Below are 22299 nucleotides of genomic sequence, written 5' to 3' on the forward strand. Positions count from 1 at the left end.
GCCGTGACCCAAAAGCATGACCCGCATATGACATCAAAATTATGGACGCCAGCGAATATTGTGACACTGATCAGAATTTGTTTGGTTCCTGTTTTTGTAGTTGCGCTCATTTCTCCGTGGCCTGAATGGTTCAATTTGCCCGAGATTGCCAATAATGAGAAGAGTCTTATAGCAGCAGGTATATTTGTACTGATCTCATGTACTGACTGGTTGGATGGGTATCTTGCTCGCAGTCGTGATGAAGTTACTAATTTCGGCAAATTCATGGATCCTCTTGCAGACAAGATTTTGGTGACTGCAGCACTTTTGGCGCTGGTGGAATTGGGAACTTTGCCAAGTTGGGTTGTTCTTATCATTTTGGCACGAGAGTTTATTGTCTCAGGCGTTCGCATGATGGCTGCTTCGGAAGGTGTTGTTATTGCGGCTTCTTGGTATGGGAAGTTTAAGACGGTCTTTCAGATGATTGCTATTGTGCTTTTTACTATAAAAGATTCGCATATGGTAGGAAGTATAGGCAGCGCCTTTAATGACTTATTGTGGCTGGTCAGTTGGCTAGTTATGCTTATCGCACTTGTGCTGACAGTTGTCTCAATGATGGACTACATTGTAAAAGCAAGACATCTTCTTGGACTCAGTAAGCAAACTCGGCAAGATGAAGAGACGACATGCTTGCAGCTTGCCGAGAAGGTTTTAGATGCAGCAAAAGAGGCTCAATTAAGTTTGGGGACTGCTGAGTCTCTTACGGGTGGTTTAATTTGTGCAACGCTTACAGAAATTGCAGGCAGTTCTACGGTGGTTAAAGGCGGAATTGTCAGCTATGCAACTTCAATCAAAGAGGCATGCTTGGATGTTACTTCAGATACTCTTGATGCCTTCGGCGTGGTAAGCACGCAAACAGCTCAGGAAATGGCAAAGGGTGCTTGTCAAAAACTTGATTGCGATCTTGCTGTAGCGGTAACCGGTATTGCAGGGCCTGGTGGCGAAGAACCTCATAATCCTGTCGGAACCGTTTGTATGGCATTAGTACGCAATGGGCAATGCGCTGATGTCTGGGTTGATCATTTTGAAGGCAATAGAGAGGCTGTTCGTACACAAACTGTTATAAAGGCGCTTGAGCGACTTTATAATGAGATTACGAACAAAAGATAATCTGTCTATAGGCTGCATCTTATTGCGACCTAGGCACTTTGTATCCGTATATAAACTGCGTAAGCTCACTGCGAATATGTGTGACAGAGAATTTAAGTTTGCATGTAATTTCATGCACTATTGTTCTGTAGCATAAGCCATACAAACAATCATAACATTGCTTGACACACAAACGAATGTTCGTATAATACTAACTTGTCATGATTGTGAATTACGTGATCCGCGTTCAGAGGAATGGTAATGAGTAACGAAAAAAACGAGACACTTAAACTCACCTTAAATGAAATTGATAAGCGTTTTGGCGCTGGCACCATTATGAAATTTGGTGAAGCTGGACAAAGCTTAAATATAGACGCAATTCCAACAGGAGCCTTACCTCTTGACGCGGCTTTAGGAATTGGCGGCGTTCCGCGTGGACGCATTGTTGAAATATACGGCCCAGAATCAAGTGGTAAAACAACACTCGCTTTGCAAATCATTGCTGAGGCGCAAGCGATGGGCGGCGTAGTGGCATTTATTGATGCTGAGCATGCGCTCGACCCAGTTTACGCTGCACGCTTGGGAGTAGATATTGATGAAGTACTCATTTCTCAACCCGACACCGGGGAGCAAGGCTTAGAGATTTGTGACATGCTTGTTCGCAGTGGTGCCATTGATTGTGTCGTAGTTGACTCTGTTGCCGCATTGGTCCCACGCGCTGAGATTGAAGGTGAAATTGGAGAGACAACAGTAGGTTTACAAGCGCGCTTGATGTCACAGGCGCTTCGCAAGCTTGCGGGCTCTCTTGCAAAATCAAATACCACTTGTATTTTCATTAACCAGTTGCGCGAAAAAATTGGTGTAATGTTTGGTTCTCCAGAGACTACAACGGGTGGACGCGCGTTAAAGTTCTTTGCAAGTGTACGCATTGATATTCGCCGCTGTGATGCTATCAAAAAGGACGGAGAGCAAGTAGGCAACCGTGTACGTGCTAAGGTTGTTAAAAACAAAGTGGCTCCTCCTTTCAAGCAAGCAGAATTTGACTTGATGTACGGTGAAGGTATTTCGCGTGAAGGTTGCATTATTGATATGGCCGTTGAGGCTGGAGTTGCTAAGAAAAGTGGTGCTTGGTATACCTATGGTGAAGAGCGCCTTGGTCAAGGTCGCGAAGCTGCAAAAGAAACACTAAGGCAAAACCCAGATTTACGTGATGAAATTGAGATTAAGGTTCGGGAGGCTTTTGAGATTCCCGTAATTACTCGTACATCGGAGCAGGCTGACCAAATCAATCCTGTTGCTAAGCCGAAGAAGAAATAATGTCGCTCAATAATCCAACATTAGAAGCGCTCAGAAAGCGGATTGCAGAAATTGAGAGCGCTTCTGATGTTTCGTTTGATACTACGTCATCTACGCCTGCTCAGACGAGAACATCAAGCTCTTTGTATCAGCGACAGCGTGAGAATAATTGCACTACCTGCAAAGAAGATTTGCATGTTAGTTGCAAGCAAGATGAGGACAAAGACAATAAGAGTGCTCGTGCGGCATTTCAAAAGATTGTGCGACTAGCTAATCATTCTGAGCAGGCTTCAGCGCTTTTGCGTAAGCGTTTGATTCGTGATGGTTTTGAAGAAGATACTGTGCAATGTGCGCTAAGCCGCGCTATAGATTACGGTATCGTTGATGATCGTCGCTATGCCGAAATGCTTGTGTCATCTCGACTTAACCAGCATAAGGGTCTTGAGAGTATCCGAAGAGAGCTTGAGGATATTGGCGTTGATCCGGATACTGTTGAAACTTTGCAAGAGTATGAAGAATACCATGATGAGTATGATGAAAGAGAACGAGCATATGACGTGCTTTTAAAACGACCGCCACATTCGAAAAATATTCGAAATAGTGCTTATCGCAAACTCATTCAAAAGGGATTTTCCGTATCGGTAGCTGCTGATGTTGCACGGAAATATGCGAAAGATCATGAGAGCTGATTAATTAAGTGTAGGGCATAAACTTCTCAAGGGTTAACGTAAGTAAAGCCCATTTATATAGATTGCACTCGTGCCTTTTTCCGATAATTTGCCGCGAGGGGTTTCGTCATTTCACTACAACCTTTATCATGTTAAGAGCTTGAGTTTACGCACCTGTAGGTGCTTTTAGATATACATCTTTATATAAAGGCTCGCTTGCGTGCGTTTGCTCATGCCCGGTTATTGCCGGGTTTACTTATATTGATGTATACATATTTCAAAAGAAACCGAAAGGAGGACTCCCATGCCTGAAGTTATTTGGCTCGTAGTTGGAGCTATTGTGGGTGTCGCCCTCGGCTTCATCATTACTCGTTTTGTGGTAAATGCATCATCCAAACGTGCTGCAGAAGAAGCAGAAAATTTGGTGGCAGATGCCAAGCGTCAAGCTGAAACGATGCGCCGTGAAGCGGTCGTTGAAGCAAAAGATGAAGTCCTAAAAATGAAACAAGAGGCGGAAGCTGAAAATAAAGAGCGTCTACGTGAGGTTCGTGCTGCTGAGAATCGTGTTTTGCAGCGCGAAGAATCGCTTGATAGGCGCGTTGAATCTCTTGATGCGCGTGAGCATCAGATTTCCTCAATGCAAGGACAACTTGATAGACGTGAACGGAATCTTGCTGAGTGTGAACAAGAAGTCAATGTGCGTCTTGAGCGTGTTGCTGGATTAACTCCTGAAGAGGCTAAAGCAGAATTACTTGATACGCTGAAAGATGAAGTTGCACATGAATCTGCAGCAATCATTCGTGATGCCGAGAATCGTGCGAAGCTTGAAGCCGATAAACGTGCCCGTTCAATCTTAAGTCTTGCTATTCAGCGTGTTGCAGCAGATCACACTGCAGAAACAACGGTATCTACTATTCATATCCCTTCCGATGACCTCAAGGGTAGAATCATTGGTAGGGAAGGGCGTAATATTCGCTCTTTTGAGCAACTCACCGGCACAAATCTCATTATTGATGACACGCCCGAGTGTGTGACTATCTCTTGCTTTGATCCCGTACGCCGTGAAATTGGCCGTGTAACTATGGAAAACCTCGTAGCAGATGGTCGAATTCATCCCGCACGTATTGAGGAGATGTTCAGCAAAGCAGAGGCGTTTGTAAATCAGCGTGTTCAAGAAGCAGGTGAGCAGGCAACCTTTGATACTGGTATTCATGATTTACATCCTGAGCTTGTTCGTACGTTGGGTAGATTGCGCTACCGCACATCTTATGGTCAAAATGTTTTAAACCATTCTCTTGAAGTTGCATATCTTGCCGGCGTTATGGCATCTGAACTTGGACTAGATCCGGTTCCAGCAAAACGTGCCGGGTTGCTACACGACTTAGGTAAAGCCGTAGACCATGAGGTTGAAGGAAGCCATGCAGTAATTGGTGCCGATTTGGCACGACGTTTTGGTGAAAAGCAAGATATCGTACATGCTATCGAAGCGCATCATAACGATGTGGAACCATCAAGTGTCTTAGCGGTGCTTGTACAAGCTGCAGATGCTATTTCGGCAGCTCGTCCGGGCGCACGCAAAGAAACCCTTGATGCATATATCAAGCGTCTAGAAAAACTTGAAGAGATTGCCAACTCATATAAGGGTGTTGAACGCACCTATGCAATTCAAGCAGGACGCGAAGTACGTGTTATGGTAGAGCCTGATCAGGTTGATGAAGCAACCACAACTGTACTAGCACATGACATTGCGCAACGTATAGAAAATGAATTGCAGTATCCCGGTCAAGTGAAGGTTGTAGTCATTCGCGAAAGCCGCGCTGTGGGTATTGCAAAGTAAAGGCCAATAGATATGGCTGATGAGAAACTTGAGCGTTTCTTAGAAGATATTGGTGCTCAAAGCCATCTCCGGGTTGAAGCTGACCTAGGAGATGGCTTTGTACGATTGCGATCTTCTGAGGCAGAACGCAGGCAAGCCGCCCAAGATATTCGTTCAACTGAAGATATCGTTATTGAGATGCTTCGTAATGCCCGTGATGCGTCCGCTCAAAACATTTATGTAGCTGTATCGCGCGAGGGACAAACAAGACGTATTACTATGCTTGATGATGGTGATGGAATTCCAGAAACCATGCATGAACGTGTTTTTGAGCCTCGTGTTACTTCTAAGCTTGACACCTTTCATATGGATAAATGGGGTGTTCATGGACGAGGAATGGCGCTTTATTCGATAGCGGTAAATGCGAAACAGGCTCATGTTGTCTGCGCTGAACCAAAAAAGGGTAGTGCATTATATATCGAAACCGATCTATCCTCGCTCTCTGAAAAGGTTGATCAGTCCACATTTCCTCTGTTTTTGAAAAGTGAAACTGGTGTAGTAAGCGTTCGTGGTCCTCGCAATATCATGAGAACATCATGTGAGTTTGCTCTTGAGTCACGCAAAATGTGCCATGTTTATGTTGGATCTCCCATTGAGATAGCGGCAACTCTGTATAAACGAGGTTTAGATAAAGTATCTCCTCGTGAAAGAGTGTTAAGTTCTGGTATTTCAGAACTAGATATTTGCGATAGGCTTGCTCTTGCTTCTGATCCCGAGAATTTTGCATCAATAGCTTCAACACTGGGACTCATGATGTCGTCTCGATCAGCTCGACGTATATTGGATGGCGAAATTACTCCTTTAGTCTCGCTATTGGAGCGAATTCATATCGTGAGAGAAGATGCCATTGATGCGCTGCAGGATGCGTCTTCATCTTTGTCATCGAGCTCTCGTACTCAAGAGCATCATATAAATGCATCTCTTAACCGTGATGAGCGTGGATTGCGTATTGCTGCTGACGACATGGATGCCTTTAAACAGAGAATACTTGAGGCTTTTCAAGAGGTAGCACGCGATTATTATTTAGAGAAAGATGTAGATTGTAAAGTCACTATTCGTAAAGACACGCTTCATATATCTCTTCCCATAGAAAAACTTCGATAAAGTATCCAGCTGCTTTTTTCTAAGCTTTTGGTATCAGGAATATAGTCATTACCTGGTTAAATAGCGCATTAGTGTTATATATGAGTTGCGTCAAGATGCGTTAACCTATAAAATTACGAATGCATTTGCATAAAATCCCACAAATTGACATTTGTGAAACGTAGCCAGTACTAGAAACGAAGAAGGATTTATATGCTTGATTCCGAGCAAAATTCGTCAGTTGGATGCCTAAAGGTATCATCTAAGTCATCACCTGCGTCTGTAGCTGGTGCAATTGCAGGCATGATAAAAGATGGTGTCTGTGTTGAGATCCAAGCTGTTGGTGCCGGAGCAGTTAATCAAGCGGTAAAAGCAGTTGCAATATCCCGTGGTTTTTTGTCGCCAATTGGTATTGAGGTCGCCTGTATTCCTTCTTTTGCTGATATTGTTATTGATGGCGAATTCAGAACTGCTATTCGTTTTGCCGTTGAGCCTCACTATATGCACGGCATAGATCGAACCACGCTTGATTATTCTTCGCCTAATCAATAAAAAACTTATACGAGCGAATAGATCATGACACATACTCTTAATAACCTTACTTATTGCATTCACACTTTTGGCTGCCAAATGAATAAGCATGACTCAGAGCGTATTGCTGGTATGCTTGAGGCACTTGGAGCCTATGCGGTTGAAAGTATTGAGGAAGCAGACGTTGTTGTCTTTATGACGTGCTGTGTTCGAGAAGCTGCTGATACGAGATTGTATGGTCAAGTGGCTTCTATGAAAAACATACCGCTTAGAGACGGAACGCCTCTCAATAAGCGTGTTATTGCTGTTGGTGGTTGCATTGGACAACGCGATGGCGACAAGCTTATTGAGACACTTCCACACCTTGATATTGTTTTTGGCACGCATAACCTTGCGTCTCTTCCGCAACTCATAACAGACACGCTTGAAGAGGGCGGCCATCATGTAGAAGTTAAAGAGGCTTCGTTGTCTTTTCCGACGGATCTTCCAACTTCGCGCGAGCACGAATGGGCAGCTTGGTTGCCTATCACTATTGGATGTAATAACTTTTGTACCTACTGTATTGTTCCTTATGTTCGCGGTCGCGAAAAATCCCGTACTATTGAAGACATCAAACAAGAGGCTCAGCGATACGTTGATGCTGGGGTAAAGGAAATTACTCTACTTGGTCAAAACGTAAATTCATATGGAAGAGACTTGTATGGAGAACCGCGTTTTGCAGACATTTTGCGTTCTGTAAACGATACCGGTATTGAGCGACTTCGTTTCGCGACTAGCCATCCAAAAGATCTCACTGATGAAGTTATCTCACTCTTTGGTACGTTACCATCGCTCATGCCAGCGCTTCATCTTCCTGTTCAGTCTGGCTCAAATCGTATATTGGACGCCATGAATAGAAGATACACAAAAGAGCACTATTTAGGGCTGGTAAAAAAGCTTCGTCAGATCAACCCAGAAATTGCCTTATCAACAGACATTATTGTTGGTTTTCCTGGAGAAACTGAAGAAGATTTCATGGATACCTACAACCTGGTAAAAGAGGTTGGATATACCCAGGTGTTCACCTTTATCTATTCAAAACGCGAAGGTACGCCTGCAGCTGCAATGGTTGATGATACTCCGCGTGAAGTTATCCAGGATCGCTTTGATAGGCTTGTAGAGCTTGTTCAAGAGCAAGCTTATAGAGAAAACCAAAAAGATCTTGGTAAGACAATAGATGTACTTGTGGAGGGTGCTTCCAAGCGAGATGCAAATCTCATCTGTGCAAAGAGTCCTAAAAACGTAACAGTACACGCACCGCTTCCGGAAGGCATTGCAATTGAGGATATAGTAGGAACAATTCTTAAGGTGCATATTGATAAAGCAAAGACATGGTATCTCAGCGGCCAGGTGGTGAGTCTTTGACACTTCGCCATCCAGTCATTTGTGTAGTAGGTCCTACTGCCTCGGGAAAAACGGCACTTGCTCAAGAACTTGCCCTGCAACTGCAGGGTGAAGTAGTAAGCGCTGACTCAATGCAAATATATACTGGTATGGATATTGGTACTGGTAAGCTACTTCCTCAAGATAGACTTGTTCCTCACCATGGTTTTGACTTGATTGAGCCAGGTGAGCCATACTCTGCTGCATTGTTTCAAAGTTTCGCGCGTCAGACGTTTGAAGATATTGATTCAAGGGGAAAGCGCGTCGTTCTGGCTGGTGGAACTGGTTTTTATGTTCGTTCAGCAATTGATGATTATCATTTCCCCGAGGGTGAGCAAGTTGATAATCCAATTAGAGAAGCATGTCTTGCTTATGCAAAAACTTACGGCTCTCAGGCTCTTTGGGATCAATTAAACCAAATTGACAGTGAAAGTGCTGCTTTAATTGCGCCTGCTGACACTAAGCGCATTTCGCGCGCATTCGAACTTTATGCTGATGGCGTGAGCTATGCTGATCAGCGGCGTAAACTTCAAACCTTGCCTCAAGCAATTCCAGCTTATTTCATTGGGCTTTTGGTTGATCCTGACATACTTCGCAAAAGAATTGATGAGCGTGTTGATCAGATGCTTTCTCAAGGTTTAGTGGATGAAGTGCAGAATCTGTTAAATAAAGGGCTTCGTGAAGGCATTACCGCACCTCAAGCAATTGGATACAAAGAAATAGTGCGTTACCTTGATGGCGAGATTTCACTTGATGAGGCGGTTAATTTAATCAAGGTTACAACGCATAGATACGCTAAGCGTCAAAGGACATGGTTTCGTAAAGATAAACGAATACATTGGATCAATGCTGATAAGTTTGATCTTAAAAAATTAACCGCACAGTCGTTGGACATACTTTCGCATAGTACACCTTCGGGATTGGGAACTAAAGACGACAAGGATACGCCATGTCAATAGATGGATCCGATTCTAAAAGAAACTCTTTTTGTGTGACTGCCGCACCAAAGGAGCGCGCAATTGTTGTAGGTGTAGAACGACCTGGTGCAAAATGGGATGTTCAATCTTCGCTAGAAGAGTTGTCTCGTTTGGCGCAAACAGCGGGAGCTGAAGTAGTAGCATCAACTTCGCAAAAGCTAGAAGCGCCTCATCCTCGTACTTTTGTTGGCACTGGGAAAGCGGAAGAAATTGCCGATTTAGCGCGCAGCTTAAGTGCGGATGTTGTGATCTTCGATGACGAACTTACCCCATCCCAACAGGCGAATTTGGAAAAGGTTGTAGGAAAACCGGTTAAGATCATTGATAGAACCGCGCTTATATTGGATATTTTTGCCCTGCACGCTACTACAAAAGAAGGTCGTTTGCAGGTTCGCCTTGCGCAAAACCAATACCTTTTGCCGCGTTTGCGAGGTATGTGGGCACATCTTGCATCGAACCGTATGGGTGGCGGTGTTGGTTCGCGTTTTGGCGAAGGCGAAAGTCAGCTTGAAGTTGACCGTCGCATGGTTCGCAAGCGGATTACTTCTATCAAGCGAGAGTTAGCACATTTAGCTGAAGTAAGGTCGGTTCAACGCGAAAGTAGATATGATAGTGGCATATTTAAAGTAGCTCTTGCGGGTTATACAAATGCAGGTAAATCAAGTTTACTTAATTACTTAACCGAAGCTGATGTTTTAGCGTATGACAAATTGTTTGCTACGCTTGATTCTACAACGCGACGATATGTCTTACCCGAGGGTAGGGAGATCACGCTTACCGATACCGTTGGATTTATTCAGAAACTTCCGACAACCCTTATTGAAGCTTTTAAATCTACGCTCGATGAGATTGTAGGAGCTAATCTCATATTGCAGGTTGTAGATGCTTCATCAGGTGAGTTTATTGAGCAGATTCAAGCGGTTGAAGAGGTTTTTGAACAGATTGGGGCGCAGGATATATCGCGCGTATTGCTCTTTAATAAATGCGATCTTCTTGAAGACGATACCTTGATAGGTCTTAAGTCGCGTTATCCGCATGCGCTTTTCGTATCTGCTCAAACAGGATTTGGCACCGAAGAACTGATTTCCTACATTGCCCAAGTGGCTGCTGCTCAAGATAAGAAGCTTGAAGTGGTTTTACCCTATAACAGAGGCGATTTGGTTTCGTTGGCACATGAGCGTTGTCGAATTGTAAGCGAGACGCATAAAGAAGACGGAACCCACCTTACCGTTTTTGTGGGTTCCGTTTATTTGAATCTTTTTGAAGAGTATTGCGTTGGTCAAGACAATGCTTAAACGCTATTAGAGGCGCCTGAATACCGCAACAACCTTTCCTGCAATAGTACAATCAGTAGTGATTATGGGTTCCATACTTGAGTTTTCAGGCTGAAGTCTGATGTAATTCTGTTCTTTATAGAAACGTTTCACCGTTGCACCGTCATCAATCATAGCCACTACAATGTCACCATTGTTGGCAACTGGTTGTGATTTCACTACAACATAATCACCATCATTAATACCTGCTTCAATCATGCTCTCGCCGTGAACTGAAAGCATAAAAGAAGCACTATCACCAACGATGTCTACTGGTAACGAGATGGTGTCGCGAACATTTTCCTCAGCAAGTATAGGGGTACCGGCAGCTACATCTCCAATAAGAGGAACATCAATAATCTTACTAAATGAAGGAACAGACACCTCTTCTTGAGCTTCTTCCTCATCAAGAGGATATGTCAAGACAATAGAGCGTGATTTAAGCGGATCTCGTTTTATGAGTCCTTTACTTTCAAGTGCATTGAGATGTACATGCACAGTAGAAGGGGATGAGAGGCCAAGTGCCGAGCAAACTTCACGGACGGTTGGACCATATCCTTTTTCTCGGATGCAATCTTCAATGCAGTTTAGTACTGCTTGTTGACGCTTAGTGACTTTTGCGGACATAGGATTGTCCTTTCCAAATAGCGAACAAATGTATGAAAAATCATTGACATGAACTTTTGTTCGCTTTATTATATACGAACATAAGTTCGGCGCAAGCAGAGAAGGTGAGAAAAATGAAGAAAAGTACAGCAGCTCATTTAGATACTTTGTATGGATCTTGCGTACACTCGCGGTATATGTCGTTAAGTGAGTGTGTTTATGATTCAGAGATGTATCAAGCTTTGCGTTACGGAACTACTGAAGGATATGGGTTTAACCATATTGATAAACGAGGTGCAATTATACTCAGCATTTTAAGCATGGCTGTCTTATTTGGTGCGGCATTTATCGCATAAGGAAGTGTCTTACTAATTTGATTTTTTACTCCGTTTTGTGTTGCTACTGACTACTAATATTAGTTCTTTTAGTTGTACTAATAATCATAAAAGCATACATATATGCTAGTCTGTACGCTAACCAATACTAAGGAGTGCCATGCGTTGCCCATCTTGCGGAAACCCTGAATCAAAAGTTGTTGATTCGCGTCCAGCTGAAGAAGATACAGCCATTAGAAGACGTCGAGAATGTTTAGAGTGCGGAAGACGCTTTACTACTTATGAGCGCCTAGGCGATACTCCTCTTATTGTTATTAAAACCGATGGGTCATCTGAGGTTTATGATCGCCAGAAACTTTTACGTGGCTTATTGATTGCTTGCGCAAAAAGACCAGTTAATCCAGATCAACTAGCGGCTCTCATTGATAGCATTGAGGCTGAGTTGCGTAATACTATGAGAAATGAAATAGGCTCAAAAGAGCTTGGGGATATGGCATTAATTCGCTTAGCTCATCTTGATGATGTTGCTTATGTCCGTTTTGCAAGCGTGTATAAAGATTTTCAAAATATTGAAGAATTCTCAAATGCGCTTGAAGCGATGCGCAATATTTAGCGCTTATATTATGAAAGCTCACTATGAATATGTTGCAAAACCAAGGATCAGTAATTGTACCCATAAAGCTTCTAAATGATCAGGTGTCAATGCCAAGGTATGCATATGAAGGTGATGCTGCAACTGATATATGCTCAACTGTCACATATACCTTGAAGCCGTTTGAGCGTGCGCTTATTCCATGTGGCTTTTCGCTTGCTATTCCAGCTGGTTATGGTGGTTTTGTCCTACCGCGAAGCGGTCTTGCAAGCAAACATGGTGTGACTGTCCTTAATGCACCTGGATTAATTGACAGTAATTATCGCGGCGAGATATGTGTATCGCTTATTAACTTGGACCCAAACAATGCATTTACTATCAATCCTGGTGATCGTATTGCTCAACTTGCAATCATGCAAACTCCCCGCATTAGCTATAGTCCCGTAGATTATTTGGAAGATTCTGTACGGGGAACAGGTGGTTTTGGAAGTAGTGGAATAGCTACGCATAGCACTAGATAGTAGAGTATGAACAAATCGTCTTCACAAAGTGCATTTCATGCTATTCCTTGGACTGGGAAAGCCATACTTCTCGTTGATTTGGATGCTTTCTTTGCTTCGGTGGAACAAAGAGATCATCCTGATTGGAGGGGTAAACCAGTTATCGTAGGTGGAGATCCCGACAAGCGTGGTGTTGTGTCCACTGCTTCATACGAAGCTCGTGTATTTGGAGTTCATAGTGCAATGCCTTCGTCTCAGGCAAAACGATTGTGTCCACAAGCAATCTGGACTCATGGACATTTTGATCGATACCGTGAGATGTCAAACCAGATAATAAAGATACTAAGTGACGAGACACCTTATGTACAACAAGTAAGTATTGATGAAGCATTTCTGGATGTCACTCCAACAAAAGTTAATACAGAACATCCTATTCAAATTGCTATGAGGATTCAGCAACGAGTAGAGGACCTTGGTGTGACATGCTCTATTGGTATTGGATCATCAAAAACGATTGCAAAAATTGCCTCTGAGATGGATAAACCACGCGGATTGACCATCGTATATCCTGGGACAGAAAATGACTTTCTATCTCCTTTGCCGGTGCGTGCTTTGAGTGGTATAGGGCCTTCTGCTGAAACAAAGCTCAAAAAAGTGGGCATAACCACACTCGGTCAGCTTGCACAAACACCTCGCCATGAAATTGAGCGTATGTTTGGTAAAGCGGGTAGTGTTATGCACATTCGCGCAAATGGTGGCGATGATTCAGGCATCGTAACCGATGAAAGCATCAAATCAGTTTCAAACGAAACTTCTTTTGCTAAAGACCTCACAAAAGCGCATGAAGTTGAGGCAGCTATTGCCACCATGGCATCAAAGGTTGGCAGGAGGCTTCGCAAGAAGAATTTAAAAGGATCAACTCTCGCACTTCGTATTCGTTATGGAGATAGAACAGTTCGTTCAATCCAAACTACGCTTGCCGCGCCCAGTAATGATGACTTAGAGTTTATTCCAAAGCTATATAAAATGCTTCGTGATATTTGGCATGAAGGTATGCCTGTTCGACTTGTTGGGGTTGCAATGACCGGGTTTGATGAACCCCCTGAATCTACTGAGCAACTATCTTTGTTTGAGATTGAAGACAATCAAACTAATAACCATGAAGACTTTGAGCCTCTTATAGCTGAACCAACAAAGCGTAAGAAATTGCTTGATGCTACAGATTCAATAAGAGACCGATTCGGCGACACATCCGTGCAATTCGGAAGTGAGATACGTTCCTATCAAAATACCACTGGATCATCTTCAAAAAATGTTGCTGATTATAAATAAGAGAACCCTTGCTAGGTAAGCAAAGGCTCTCAAGATAATAGTTATTAAAGAGGAACTCTTAGATCAGATTTACCTTAACGCTTGTCGGCTAAAAAGAAGAGAGCCATAGTACCAGGTCCTGAGTGTGCTCCAATAACAGGATCAACATAGTTGATCACTACTTCTTTTACGCCAAAGCGCTCTTTAATGAGATTGGCAACATATTCGGCATCTTCATAGCAATCACCATGTGTAATAAACACCATTTGCTCATCAATAGGTGCCAAAGCGCTCTTTTCCATGTGGTCAACCAAAGCATTCAGTGATTTTTTACGTCCGCGTACTTTTTCAAGGGGAATAAGGTGACCCTCGTTATCAACGTGCATAACAGGTTTAATGTTAAGCATTGTGCCAGCCCAAGCACTTGTACGTGAAACGCGACCGCCACGATATAGAAACATTAGATCGTCTACGGTAAACCAATGAGCTAAGTTAAGTTTGTTCTGTTCAAGCCACTCATGAACTTGTTTGATTGTTTCCCCAGCTTCTGCTTTTTTGTAAGCGTGATAGATAAGCAGACCTTGACCACCAGATGCTGCAAGTGTGTCAACAGTGAGTATTGTTCGATCAGGGAACTCGGCCGACAAACGTTCACAAATAAGATTAACCGCCTCAAAAGTGCCAGATAAACCTGAAGAAAAACCAACGTAGAGAATATCTTTGCCTTGTTCCAATAGTGAACGAAGCAATTTCTCTGAATCGTGCATGTTGGGAAGAGAAGTACGAAATACCTTCCCATCACGCATCATGGTATAGAAGCGTTTGAGATCAGACTTTTCTCCTTTTAAATAACTTTGAAAGATCTCATCTTCTCCTTCTGCCATAAACGTTAGCGGTAAGATGTGCAAATTAAACTCATCAATCATTGCGTCGGTAAGGTTGCAACAAGAGTCGGTTACAATTTCAAAATCAATAGCCACGGAGTTTCCTTTCAAAAAATGGAAAATTCTGCTCGTTTTCCTGAGGAAAAGTATAGCTGATGATTTCCTCGTGATACACAGCAAATACGCTTTATACTAATGTGTCAAATTCGTCCTCACTCCGAAAATTGGCTAAGTTCGCTGTAAGAATTTGAAGGTTCTTATATACTAGGTAAGTTACACGTTAACTATGCGCAAAAGGTGCGCACGTTTATAGAGTGGGAAGGTAGTAGCGTCGTGGCAAAAAGCTATAAAGACACCATGATATTGCCCCAAACAGATTTCCCTATGAGAGGAAATTTGCCTGAGAACGAACCGAAGCGTTTGCAAAAGTGGGAAGAAGAGCGAATTTACGATCAGGTTCTTGAAAAGAATCGAGATGGTAAGCCTTTTGTGCTTCATGATGGTCCTCCATACGCAAACGGCCCAATTCACATCGGACACTCATTCAATAAAATCCTCAAAGACTTTGTCAATAAATCTCATGCGCAACGTGGCTTCTTTACGCCCTATGTTCCTGGATGGGATTGTCACGGGCAGCCTATCGAGCATATGGTTGAAGTTACGCTTGGACCAGACAAGATGGCAAGCATTGATCAGCCAACATTGCGTCGCCTTTGCCGAGAGTGGGCTGAGAAATATGTAGACATTCAGCGAGATGGCTTCAAGCGTCTTGGAGTAAACGCAGATTGGGACAATCCCTATTTAACTTACCTCCCAAATTACGAAGCTGGTAATGTTGAGATTTTCAAAAAGATGTATCTCGATGGATCGGTATATCGTGGTCGCAAACCTATCCATTGGTGCAAGCATTGTCACACCGCACTGGCTGAAGCAGAAATTGAGTACTCAGATGAAACGTCGCCTTCAATCTTCGTGCGTTTCAAGTTAGATACTATGCCCGGCATCTTTGAAGCGGCAGGTGCAACTGGCACAGCTTATATGGTTATCTGGACAACAACGCCTTGGACCCTTCCGGCAAATACTGCTATTTCTCTTGCTCCGGATGCTGATTATGCCATGGTGGTTGCTGATGGCTATAACATGATTTTCGCTAAAGATCTCATTGAGTCCGTTGCTGAGCAGGCTGGCTGGCAAGATTATCAAATGGTTGTAGGTGAAGACGGAGAGCCTGTAACCTTAAAAGGACGCGAATTGGCGGGGCTTGCTTACACCTGTCCTATTCGCCAAGATCTTAAAGGTACTGTAATTTTTGGTGACCACGTTACCCTAGATTCTGGTACCGGTGCTGTCCATACCGCGCCTGGACATGGTCAAGATGACTATCTGGTGGCGCTTGAATTTGATGTGCCACTCCTGATGCCCGTTGATGACAATGGTGTATTAACTGATGAAGCTGGTCCGTTTGCTGGACTTGATGTCGAAGAGGCAAATCCTGTAATTATTGAGTGGCTTCGTGAGCAAGGCACGCTTGTGGCGGAAAAAGAAATTCTCCATAGCTATCCTCATTGCTGGCGATGCCATAATCCTGTGATTTTTAGAGCAACTAATCAATGGTTTGTTGCTATGGATAAAAACTCATTGCGCGAAAATTCGTTGCGTGCAATTGATCAGGATGTTGTTTGGTATCCTGCTTGGGCGAAAAACCGCATTGGTTCTATGGTGGCGGATCGTCCTGACTGGTGTATTTCTCGCCAACGAAGCTGGGGTGTTCCGATCCCGGTATTTACTTGCGCAAAATGCGGCAATACTGTTGCTACTGAAGAGACGTTTGATGCGGTAATCTCGCTTTTCTATGAAAAGGGTGCTGATGCATGGTTTGTTGAGAAACCTGCCGATTATCTCCCTCGAGGCATCAAGTGTGAGGTTTGTGGCTGCACTGAACTTGTTCCTGAAAAGGATATCTTGGACGTTTGGTGGGAGAGCGGTGTTTCGCACACAAGCGTTTTAATTCATCGTGATGCTGAAGGGCTGCATTTCCCTGCTGACATGTATCTTGAGGGTTCTGATCAGCATCGCGGGTGGTTCCAGTCATCATTGCTGACCTCTATGGGTGCTTATGGACAGCCACCTTACCGATCAGTTATGCACTGCGGATTCACCGTTGATGAAGCTGGCCGAAAGATGTCTAAGTCGCTCGGTAACGGCATTGATCCCGAAGAGGTTATCAACAAATATGGTGCTGATGTTTTGCGCCTTTGGGTTTCAAGTGTCGATTACTCACAAGATGTTGCCGTAGCATTCACTATCTTTGATCAGGTGTCAGATACCTATAGACGTTTTAGAAACAACTTCCGTTTCTTGCTCGGTAGTCTTGCAGACTTTAGTTACGACAAAGCAATTACATCATGGGATGATCTGGAGCCGCTTGATCAGTACATGATGGCAAAAACGGTGCTACTCCTCAAAGGCGTTGAAGAGGCATATGATGCATGCAAGTTCAATGTGGTCTATCGTATGGTGTATGACTTCGTTAATGAGCTTTCGTCGCTTTATATGGATGTTATTAAAGACCGTCTTTATTCAGAAGCGCCCAACTCATCGCGTCGCCGCGCCGCACAAACCGTGCTTGCAAACATTTTGGAAGTTCTCGTCCGCATTATGGCGCCAATCCTGTCATTTACGACCGATGAAGTTTGGGAATACTATCCGGCTGGTATGAAAGAGCAGGATCGTGTAGAGAATGTTCAGCTTGCAGGATGGCCTCAAGTTTCCGACTTTGTTCCTGCTCCTCCTTGTGATGTGCAATGCGTCGTTGATAATTTTGCCGCCATTTTGGAGGTTCGCGAAGTTGTCATGAAAGCACTCGAGGAAGCGCGTGCTGCTAAATTCATTAATAAGAGTCAAGAGGCTTGCGTTATTATTTCTGCTCCAGAAGCAACTCAAGCTTTATTGTCAGCTATGGATTCATCGTTGCTTGAGGATCTCTTCATTGTCTCTGAGGTTCAGATACAAGATGGAGAAGAGGTTGCTTGCACGGTAGAGCATGCTCATGGCGAAAAATGCCCTCGTTGTTGGAACTATCGCAAACTTGGTACGCAAGCTCAACATCCTGATGTTTGCGAACGGTGCGCATTGGTTCTCGACGAAATTGGATATCAAGCAACAGAGGAGTAACCGATCGTAATGCAATCATCTCACGAGCCGCGTTTTAACAACCGCAAAAAAATTGGCATAGTATTTAGCGCGATTGTTCTTGCGTGGCTCGTATTTGATCTTATAACCAAAGCCTACTTCAACTCATTCGAGCTAGGCTCAGTCATAGCTGGGCCTTTTGCGGGGATCTTTAGGTTTAGGCTTGTCCATAATACTGGTATGGCATGGGGTCTTTTTGGCGATTCAACCATTGCTCTTGGCATTATGTCGCTTGTGGTTTGCGCAGCTCTTACCATTTATCTTTTTGCGAATATTCGCTATATCAATTGGTTTCAAGTTATCGGTATTGGCCTGGTGGTTTCTGGCGGTTTAGGAAATGCTATAGATCGCTTTTTTCAAGGCTATGTGATTGATTTTATTGAAACAACTTTCATAAATTTCCCTGTTTTTAACATTGCCGATATAGGTGTAACTTGTGGTTTCGTCATCTTTCTTGTTGGCCTTTTTGTATCCTTTGGCAAAGATTCACAAAACTTGGAAGCACCTGCTGACGAAAACCGCGAAGATCATCTTTCTCAGGAGCGCTAATGTCGCGCTTGCTGAGTTATACCGCAACCGAATTTGATGAGTCTATGCGCTTGGATGCTCTTTTGGCTGAGCGAGGTTGCTATCCTTCACGATCGGCAAGCGCAAAAGCCATTTACGAAGGCTGCGTATTTGTAAATGGTCAGGTCAAGCCAAAAAAGCATCAGGTTTCATCGGGTGATCTTATTGTCTATGAACTACCCGATACCCAACAGATAGCCACATTGCTTGGTGAGCATATCCCCCTTGATATTCGCTATGAAGATGACGACTTGATCGTTCTTTCTAAGCAAAAAGGTTTGGTTTGCCATCCCAGCGCAGATCATGAAAGCGGAACACTCGTTAATGCTCTCATTTATCATTGTGGAGCTGACCATCTCTGTAATGTGCAAGGTGAAGACGATCGCCTCGGTATTGTTCATAGGCTAGACCAAGATACTACCGGTTTAATGCTTGCTGCGAAATCTGATACTGCTGGTCTTGTGCTTATGGAGGCAATTAAAGACCGGTTGGTTGATAGACGTTACTTGGCGCTGGTTCATGGCATAATCACCCAAGATACTGGCATGATTGATGCCCCTCTTGCGCGATCCGAAAAAGATCGTAAGCGGATGGCGGTAAGAGAGTGTCCTTCTTCGCGTGATGCAATTACCACTTTCAAAGTACTTGAACGCTTTGATGCGGGCCCACATGATGATGGGTATACCCTTATTGATTGCAAGCTCTTTACCGGACGCACGCATCAGATACGAGTCCACATGGAATTTACGAAGCATCCTTTGGTGGGGGAGCAGGTCTACACTGCATCTATGCCGCGTTCTGTATCGGCCCAGCTTGGTCTTGATCGTCAGTTTCTGCATTCATTTATGCTAACTTTTGACCATCCGCTAACAGGTGAAGAGCTTCATTTCGTTGACGATTTACCGCAAGATTTAGCCCATATTCTTAAAGAGCTTGCGCCGCGAAGTATAGGAAGAACTCCAGCAGGAGATGAAATATTTGCTACTATCAGGTCAAACCAATGATCTGAAGTTGGACTTAAGACATAGGGATGAGGGAGCGTAGCTTATCTTAGGTCCAATGCAACCAAGGGAAGGCGAATTGATTGTGTCAAAGACAAAGATGGTAGGCGTTTTATTAGTCAATACGGGTACTCCAGACGCTCCCAAACCTCGTGCCGTGCGGAAATACCTTGCTCGGTTTTTGTCTGATCCTCGAATTTGCCCCATGCCCAAGCTAGCGTGGTGGTTCATATTACATCTCTTTATTTTGCCTAAACGCGGGCGAGCTTCTGCAAAGAAATATGCCAAAATTTGGACGGATGAAGGTTCCCCTTTTACTATTGCGCATCAAAAATTGATGCGTGGTTTGCAATCAAATTATGATGAAGAAGGCCGTCCTGTTATTGTTCGCGTAGCTATGAACTATTCAAAACCATTTGTTGTTGATGAGTTTGCATATTTACGAGACGCAGGATGCGAAAAAATTGTCGTTTTGCCGCTGTACCCGCAAAGTGCATTATCTACAACAGGTTCGGTTCGCGATCATGTTGATCAAGCTTTGGAGAAGCTTCAATGGGATATTCCTTGTGTAGTTATAGATAATTACCACGACAACCCAGTTTATATTCGCGCAATAGCAGCTTCCATTAAGCGTGCTGGTTTTGAGGTGGATTCAAACGATAAACTTCTTTTTTCGTATCACTCAATACCACTTGTTGATATCGAAAAAGGGGATACTTATGAGTTGCAAACGGGAGCAAGTAGTCTTCTGATTGCAAACGAGCTTGGTCTTGATCGCGTTAGGTGGACAATAGGATATCAATGTAGATTCGACAAATCTCGCACCTGGGTTTCACCTTATACCAAAGACGTTCTTAAAAGACTTGCTGAACACGATAATGCTCGACTCTTTATGGTGTGTCCTAATTTTGCCGTAGATTGTCTTGAGACGCTTTATGATATTGACTATGAGTTAAAACCTCAGTATTTCAATGACATGTTGCAAGCAGGTAGAACAATTGATGAAGATAGCTTTCATTATGTACCCTGCTTAGATAGAAGCAAGGCCCATGTGCAGGTGCTATCACAGGTACTTGCACCGTACCTTTCGGAGGAATAATGGATACTGCTGTTACAAGCCTTAACAACACCCAAAACCCCGTTCCCTCTAAGACTGTCGTTTTGGGTATCACCGGTTGTATAGCTGCTTATAAATCAGCTGAGATTGTTCGCGCACTTCAAAAGGCAGGGGTTCGGGTTAAGGTTGTCATGACCGAACATGCAACACACTTTGTTGACCCAACAACATTTCGTGCCCTTACGCATGAACCTGTCGCTGTTGGTTTGTTTGACGATCCCGCAGATCCTATCCACCATATTTCACTTGCTCAGGAAGCTGACGTAATGCTTTTGGCTCCTTGTACAGCAAATATGCTTGCAAAAGTTGCAAATGGCATTGCAGATGACTTGCTTTCAACGACGGTCCTTGCCACAACAGCGCCGCTCATTATAGCGCCCGCTATGAATGTACATATGTATGAAAATCCGGCAACAAGATACAACATTGGTAAGCTAGAAATACGCGGTGTACATTTTGTTGAAGCGGGCACCGGATACCTAGCTTGTGGAGACACAGGTAAAGGGCGTTTGGCAGATGTAGATGATATTGTTTCAGCAACACTTTCTCAGCTTGGTGTGAAGAGAGATCTTGCTGGAAAGCATATTATGATTACCGCAGGGCCCACTATTGAGCCAATTGATCCAGTTCGTTACATCACGAATCGTTCTTCGGGCAAGACAGGATATGCCATTGCACGTGCTGCAGTAGCACGAGGGGCTGATGTAACGCTTATTTCGGGACCAGTTTCACTCCAGGCGCCTGAAGGGGTTTCAATGGTGTATGTACAAACTGCTGACGAAATGCTTGTTGCCGCGCAAGAAGCATTTGAAAATGCTGACATCGGAATTTTTGCAGCTGCGGTGGCAGATATGAAGCCAGCGCAAGCGGCGGATCATAAACTCAAAAAGGGTAGTGATGACGAGCGACTTTCTGGTATTGAACTTGTAGAAAATCCTGACATTCTTGAGATGCTAGGCGCCAAGAAGGATAATCGCGTAGTTATCGGATTTGCTGCTGAAACAGATCAAGTTCTTGAAAACGCGCAAAAGAAATTAATCTCAAAGCATGCGAATATGATCATAGCGAATCAAGTGGGCGAAGGTATGGCGTTTGGTACGGATGATAACGAAGTGTGGTTTGTGGATAAGGAAGAAATTGAAGCACTTCCTCGGATGAGTAAAGCTAATCTTGCGGATGCGATTTTAACAAAGTCGCTTGAATTTTTGTCATAACGTGCTTGCATTGAGCTTGTGTTACCGCTAATATATTCCGTGCTGTTTTAAGCAATCCGCTTAAACGCATCGGGTGGTGGCGCAGTTTGGTAGCGCACTTGACTGGGGGTCAAGGGGTCGCAGGTTCAAATCCTGTCCACCCGACCAGGAAATTTAAGAGGTCTGCATGAATACGTGCAGACCTCTTTTTACTTCTCTGTAACTCTTCCACACTTGTGAATTAAGAGATAGGATCGTTCTGCTTTAAGCGGGCTTCGCCTTGTGCGCGGGCAACATCAGTGGGAATTGTTTTGATGCGCGTCTTAAAATACCAAAGCTCGAATATTACTAATGCAATAAGCGCGACTTTTGCCCATATCATTGGCAGCATAAACGCAAGCACCGACATAATAATTACTCCGGGAGAGCAGCAGAGTAGTTTAGTGCGCAATGTCATTTCGCGGTTTTCTACAAAGTTTGCAAGATAGCGTTTGTAAAGCTTGGTTTGAAGAAACCAATCATTAAGTCGCTTTGAACTTCTTAAAAAGAAAAAAGATGCAAGAAGCAAAAAAGGTGTCGTTGGCAATACGGGTAGTACTGCACCAAGCGCACCAAGACCAAAAAAGAATAAACCGAGAATTGCAAATATTATGCGCATAAGTCAACTTTCTCTTCGACAATGTGCATCTGATCCCTTGAGCACGAAA

General features: G+C 43.7%; 21 protein-coding genes and 1 tRNA gene. 19 read left to right on the forward strand and 3 right to left on the reverse strand.

Annotated features, from left to right (window positions below):
- Positions 1–3 precede the first annotated feature (3 nt).
- The 9 genes from pgsA to hflX all read left to right on the forward strand — a co-directional run bounded on the left by pgsA (position 4) and on the right by hflX (position 10276).
- Positions 4–1149 (forward strand): CDP-diacylglycerol--glycerol-3-phosphate 3-phosphatidyltransferase, encoded by a 1146-nt coding sequence (gene pgsA / locus NFR28_RS06120; protein WP_251178952.1) that lies wholly within the window; start codon positions 4–6, stop codon positions 1147–1149.
- Positions 1150–1383: 234 nt separating this feature from the next.
- Entirely contained in the window at positions 1384–2445 is a 1062-nt protein-coding gene (gene recA, locus NFR28_RS06125; protein ID WP_251178953.1) for a recombinase RecA, read from the forward strand.
- Positions 2445–3113, forward strand: a complete 669-nt coding sequence (locus tag NFR28_RS06130; protein ID WP_251178954.1) for a regulatory protein RecX — start codon at positions 2445–2447, stop codon at positions 3111–3113. The genes recA and NFR28_RS06130 overlap by 1 nt, the downstream gene beginning before the upstream one ends.
- Positions 3114–3396: 283 nt before the next feature.
- Complete coding sequence (gene rny, locus NFR28_RS06135) at positions 3397–4929, forward strand: ribonuclease Y (RefSeq protein ID WP_251178955.1); 1533 nt, start codon at positions 3397–3399, stop codon at positions 4927–4929.
- Between the two features lie 12 nt (positions 4930–4941).
- On the forward strand, positions 4942–6072 hold the full coding sequence (locus NFR28_RS06140) for an ATP-binding protein (RefSeq protein ID WP_251178956.1): 1131 nt from the start codon (positions 4942–4944) through the stop codon (positions 6070–6072).
- Between the two features lie 192 nt (positions 6073–6264).
- Positions 6265–6603, forward strand: coding sequence for a stage V sporulation protein S (locus tag NFR28_RS06145; protein ID WP_251178957.1), 339 nt, complete (start codon positions 6265–6267; stop codon positions 6601–6603).
- Between the two features lie 24 nt (positions 6604–6627).
- Positions 6628–7986, forward strand: a complete 1359-nt coding sequence (gene miaB / locus NFR28_RS06150) for a tRNA (N6-isopentenyl adenosine(37)-C2)-methylthiotransferase MiaB (protein WP_275556971.1) — start codon at positions 6628–6630, stop codon at positions 7984–7986.
- Positions 7953–8963, forward strand: a complete 1011-nt coding sequence (gene miaA / locus NFR28_RS06155; protein WP_251178959.1) for a tRNA (adenosine(37)-N6)-dimethylallyltransferase MiaA — start codon at positions 7953–7955, stop codon at positions 8961–8963. Before miaB ends, miaA begins: the two co-directional genes overlap by 34 nt.
- Positions 8954–10276, forward strand: coding sequence for a GTPase HflX (gene hflX / locus NFR28_RS06160; RefSeq protein WP_251178960.1), 1323 nt, complete (start codon positions 8954–8956; stop codon positions 10274–10276). Before miaA ends, hflX begins: the two co-directional genes overlap by 10 nt.
- Positions 10277–10282: 6 nt before the next feature.
- On the opposite strand, the gene lexA is transcribed toward hflX, so the two are convergent.
- Positions 10283–10921 carry a transcriptional repressor LexA gene (gene lexA / locus NFR28_RS06165; protein ID WP_251178961.1) on the reverse strand — a complete coding sequence of 213 codons (639 nt, stop codon included), beginning with the start codon at positions 10919–10921 and terminating at the stop codon, positions 10283–10285.
- 113 nt (positions 10922–11034) lie between these two features.
- On the opposite strand from lexA, the gene NFR28_RS06170 reads away from it, so the two are divergent.
- The 4 genes from NFR28_RS06170 (at position 11035) to dinB (ending at position 13659) form a co-directional block, all read left to right on the forward strand.
- Positions 11035–11256, forward strand: a complete 222-nt coding sequence (locus NFR28_RS06170) for a hypothetical protein (protein ID WP_251178962.1) — start codon at positions 11035–11037, stop codon at positions 11254–11256.
- A 139-nt stretch (positions 11257–11395) separates the two neighbouring features.
- Positions 11396–11848, forward strand: a complete 453-nt coding sequence (nrdR, locus tag NFR28_RS06175) for a transcriptional regulator NrdR (RefSeq protein ID WP_251178963.1) — start codon at positions 11396–11398, stop codon at positions 11846–11848.
- Positions 11849–11871: 23 nt separating this feature from the next.
- On the forward strand, positions 11872–12348 hold the full coding sequence (dut, locus tag NFR28_RS06180; protein WP_338025908.1) for a dUTP diphosphatase: 477 nt from the start codon (positions 11872–11874) through the stop codon (positions 12346–12348).
- Positions 12349–12354: 6 nt separating this feature from the next.
- Positions 12355–13659 (forward strand): DNA polymerase IV, encoded by a 1305-nt coding sequence (gene dinB, locus NFR28_RS06185; protein ID WP_251178964.1) that lies wholly within the window; start codon positions 12355–12357, stop codon positions 13657–13659.
- Between the two features lie 74 nt (positions 13660–13733).
- Here the strand turns inward: dinB and NFR28_RS06190 are convergent, their stop codons facing one another.
- The gene (locus tag NFR28_RS06190) at positions 13734–14618 is read right to left on the reverse strand and encodes a DegV family protein (protein ID WP_251178965.1); all 885 of its coding nucleotides are present in this window, start codon (positions 14616–14618) and stop codon (positions 13734–13736) included.
- Positions 14619–14855: 237 nt separating this feature from the next.
- Here NFR28_RS06190 and ileS point away from each other — a divergent pair, with 237 nt between their 5' ends.
- The 6 genes from ileS to NFR28_RS06220 all read left to right on the forward strand — a co-directional run bounded on the left by ileS (position 14856) and on the right by NFR28_RS06220 (position 21760).
- A complete protein-coding gene (gene ileS / locus NFR28_RS06195) occupies positions 14856–17696 on the forward strand; it encodes an isoleucine--tRNA ligase (RefSeq protein ID WP_251178966.1) in 2841 nt (946 codons plus the stop codon).
- Positions 17697–17705: 9 nt separating this feature from the next.
- A complete protein-coding gene (lspA, locus tag NFR28_RS06200; protein WP_251178967.1) occupies positions 17706–18263 on the forward strand; it encodes a signal peptidase II in 558 nt (185 codons plus the stop codon).
- Positions 18263–19285 (forward strand): RluA family pseudouridine synthase, encoded by a 1023-nt coding sequence (locus NFR28_RS06205; protein WP_251178968.1) that lies wholly within the window; start codon positions 18263–18265, stop codon positions 19283–19285. The genes lspA and NFR28_RS06205 overlap by 1 nt, the downstream gene beginning before the upstream one ends.
- An 82-nt stretch (positions 19286–19367) precedes the next feature.
- A complete protein-coding gene (gene hemH / locus NFR28_RS06210) occupies positions 19368–20381 on the forward strand; it encodes a ferrochelatase (protein ID WP_251178969.1) in 1014 nt (337 codons plus the stop codon).
- Positions 20381–21613, forward strand: coding sequence for a bifunctional phosphopantothenoylcysteine decarboxylase/phosphopantothenate--cysteine ligase CoaBC (gene coaBC, locus NFR28_RS06215; RefSeq protein ID WP_251178970.1), 1233 nt, complete (start codon positions 20381–20383; stop codon positions 21611–21613). Before hemH ends, coaBC begins: the two co-directional genes overlap by 1 nt.
- Positions 21614–21683: 70 nt before the next feature.
- Positions 21684–21760: transfer RNA gene (locus NFR28_RS06220), tRNA-Pro, on the forward strand.
- 73 nt (positions 21761–21833) lie between these two features.
- Here the strand turns inward: NFR28_RS06220 and NFR28_RS06225 are convergent.
- On the reverse strand, positions 21834–22250 hold the full coding sequence (locus NFR28_RS06225; protein WP_251178971.1) for a YbaN family protein: 417 nt from the start codon (positions 22248–22250) through the stop codon (positions 21834–21836).
- Positions 22251–22299 lie beyond the last annotated feature (49 nt).

The organism is Adlercreutzia agrestimuris, assembly GCF_943193125.1.
Taxonomy (GTDB): Bacteria; Actinomycetota; Coriobacteriia; order Coriobacteriales; family Eggerthellaceae; genus Xiamenia; species Xiamenia agrestimuris.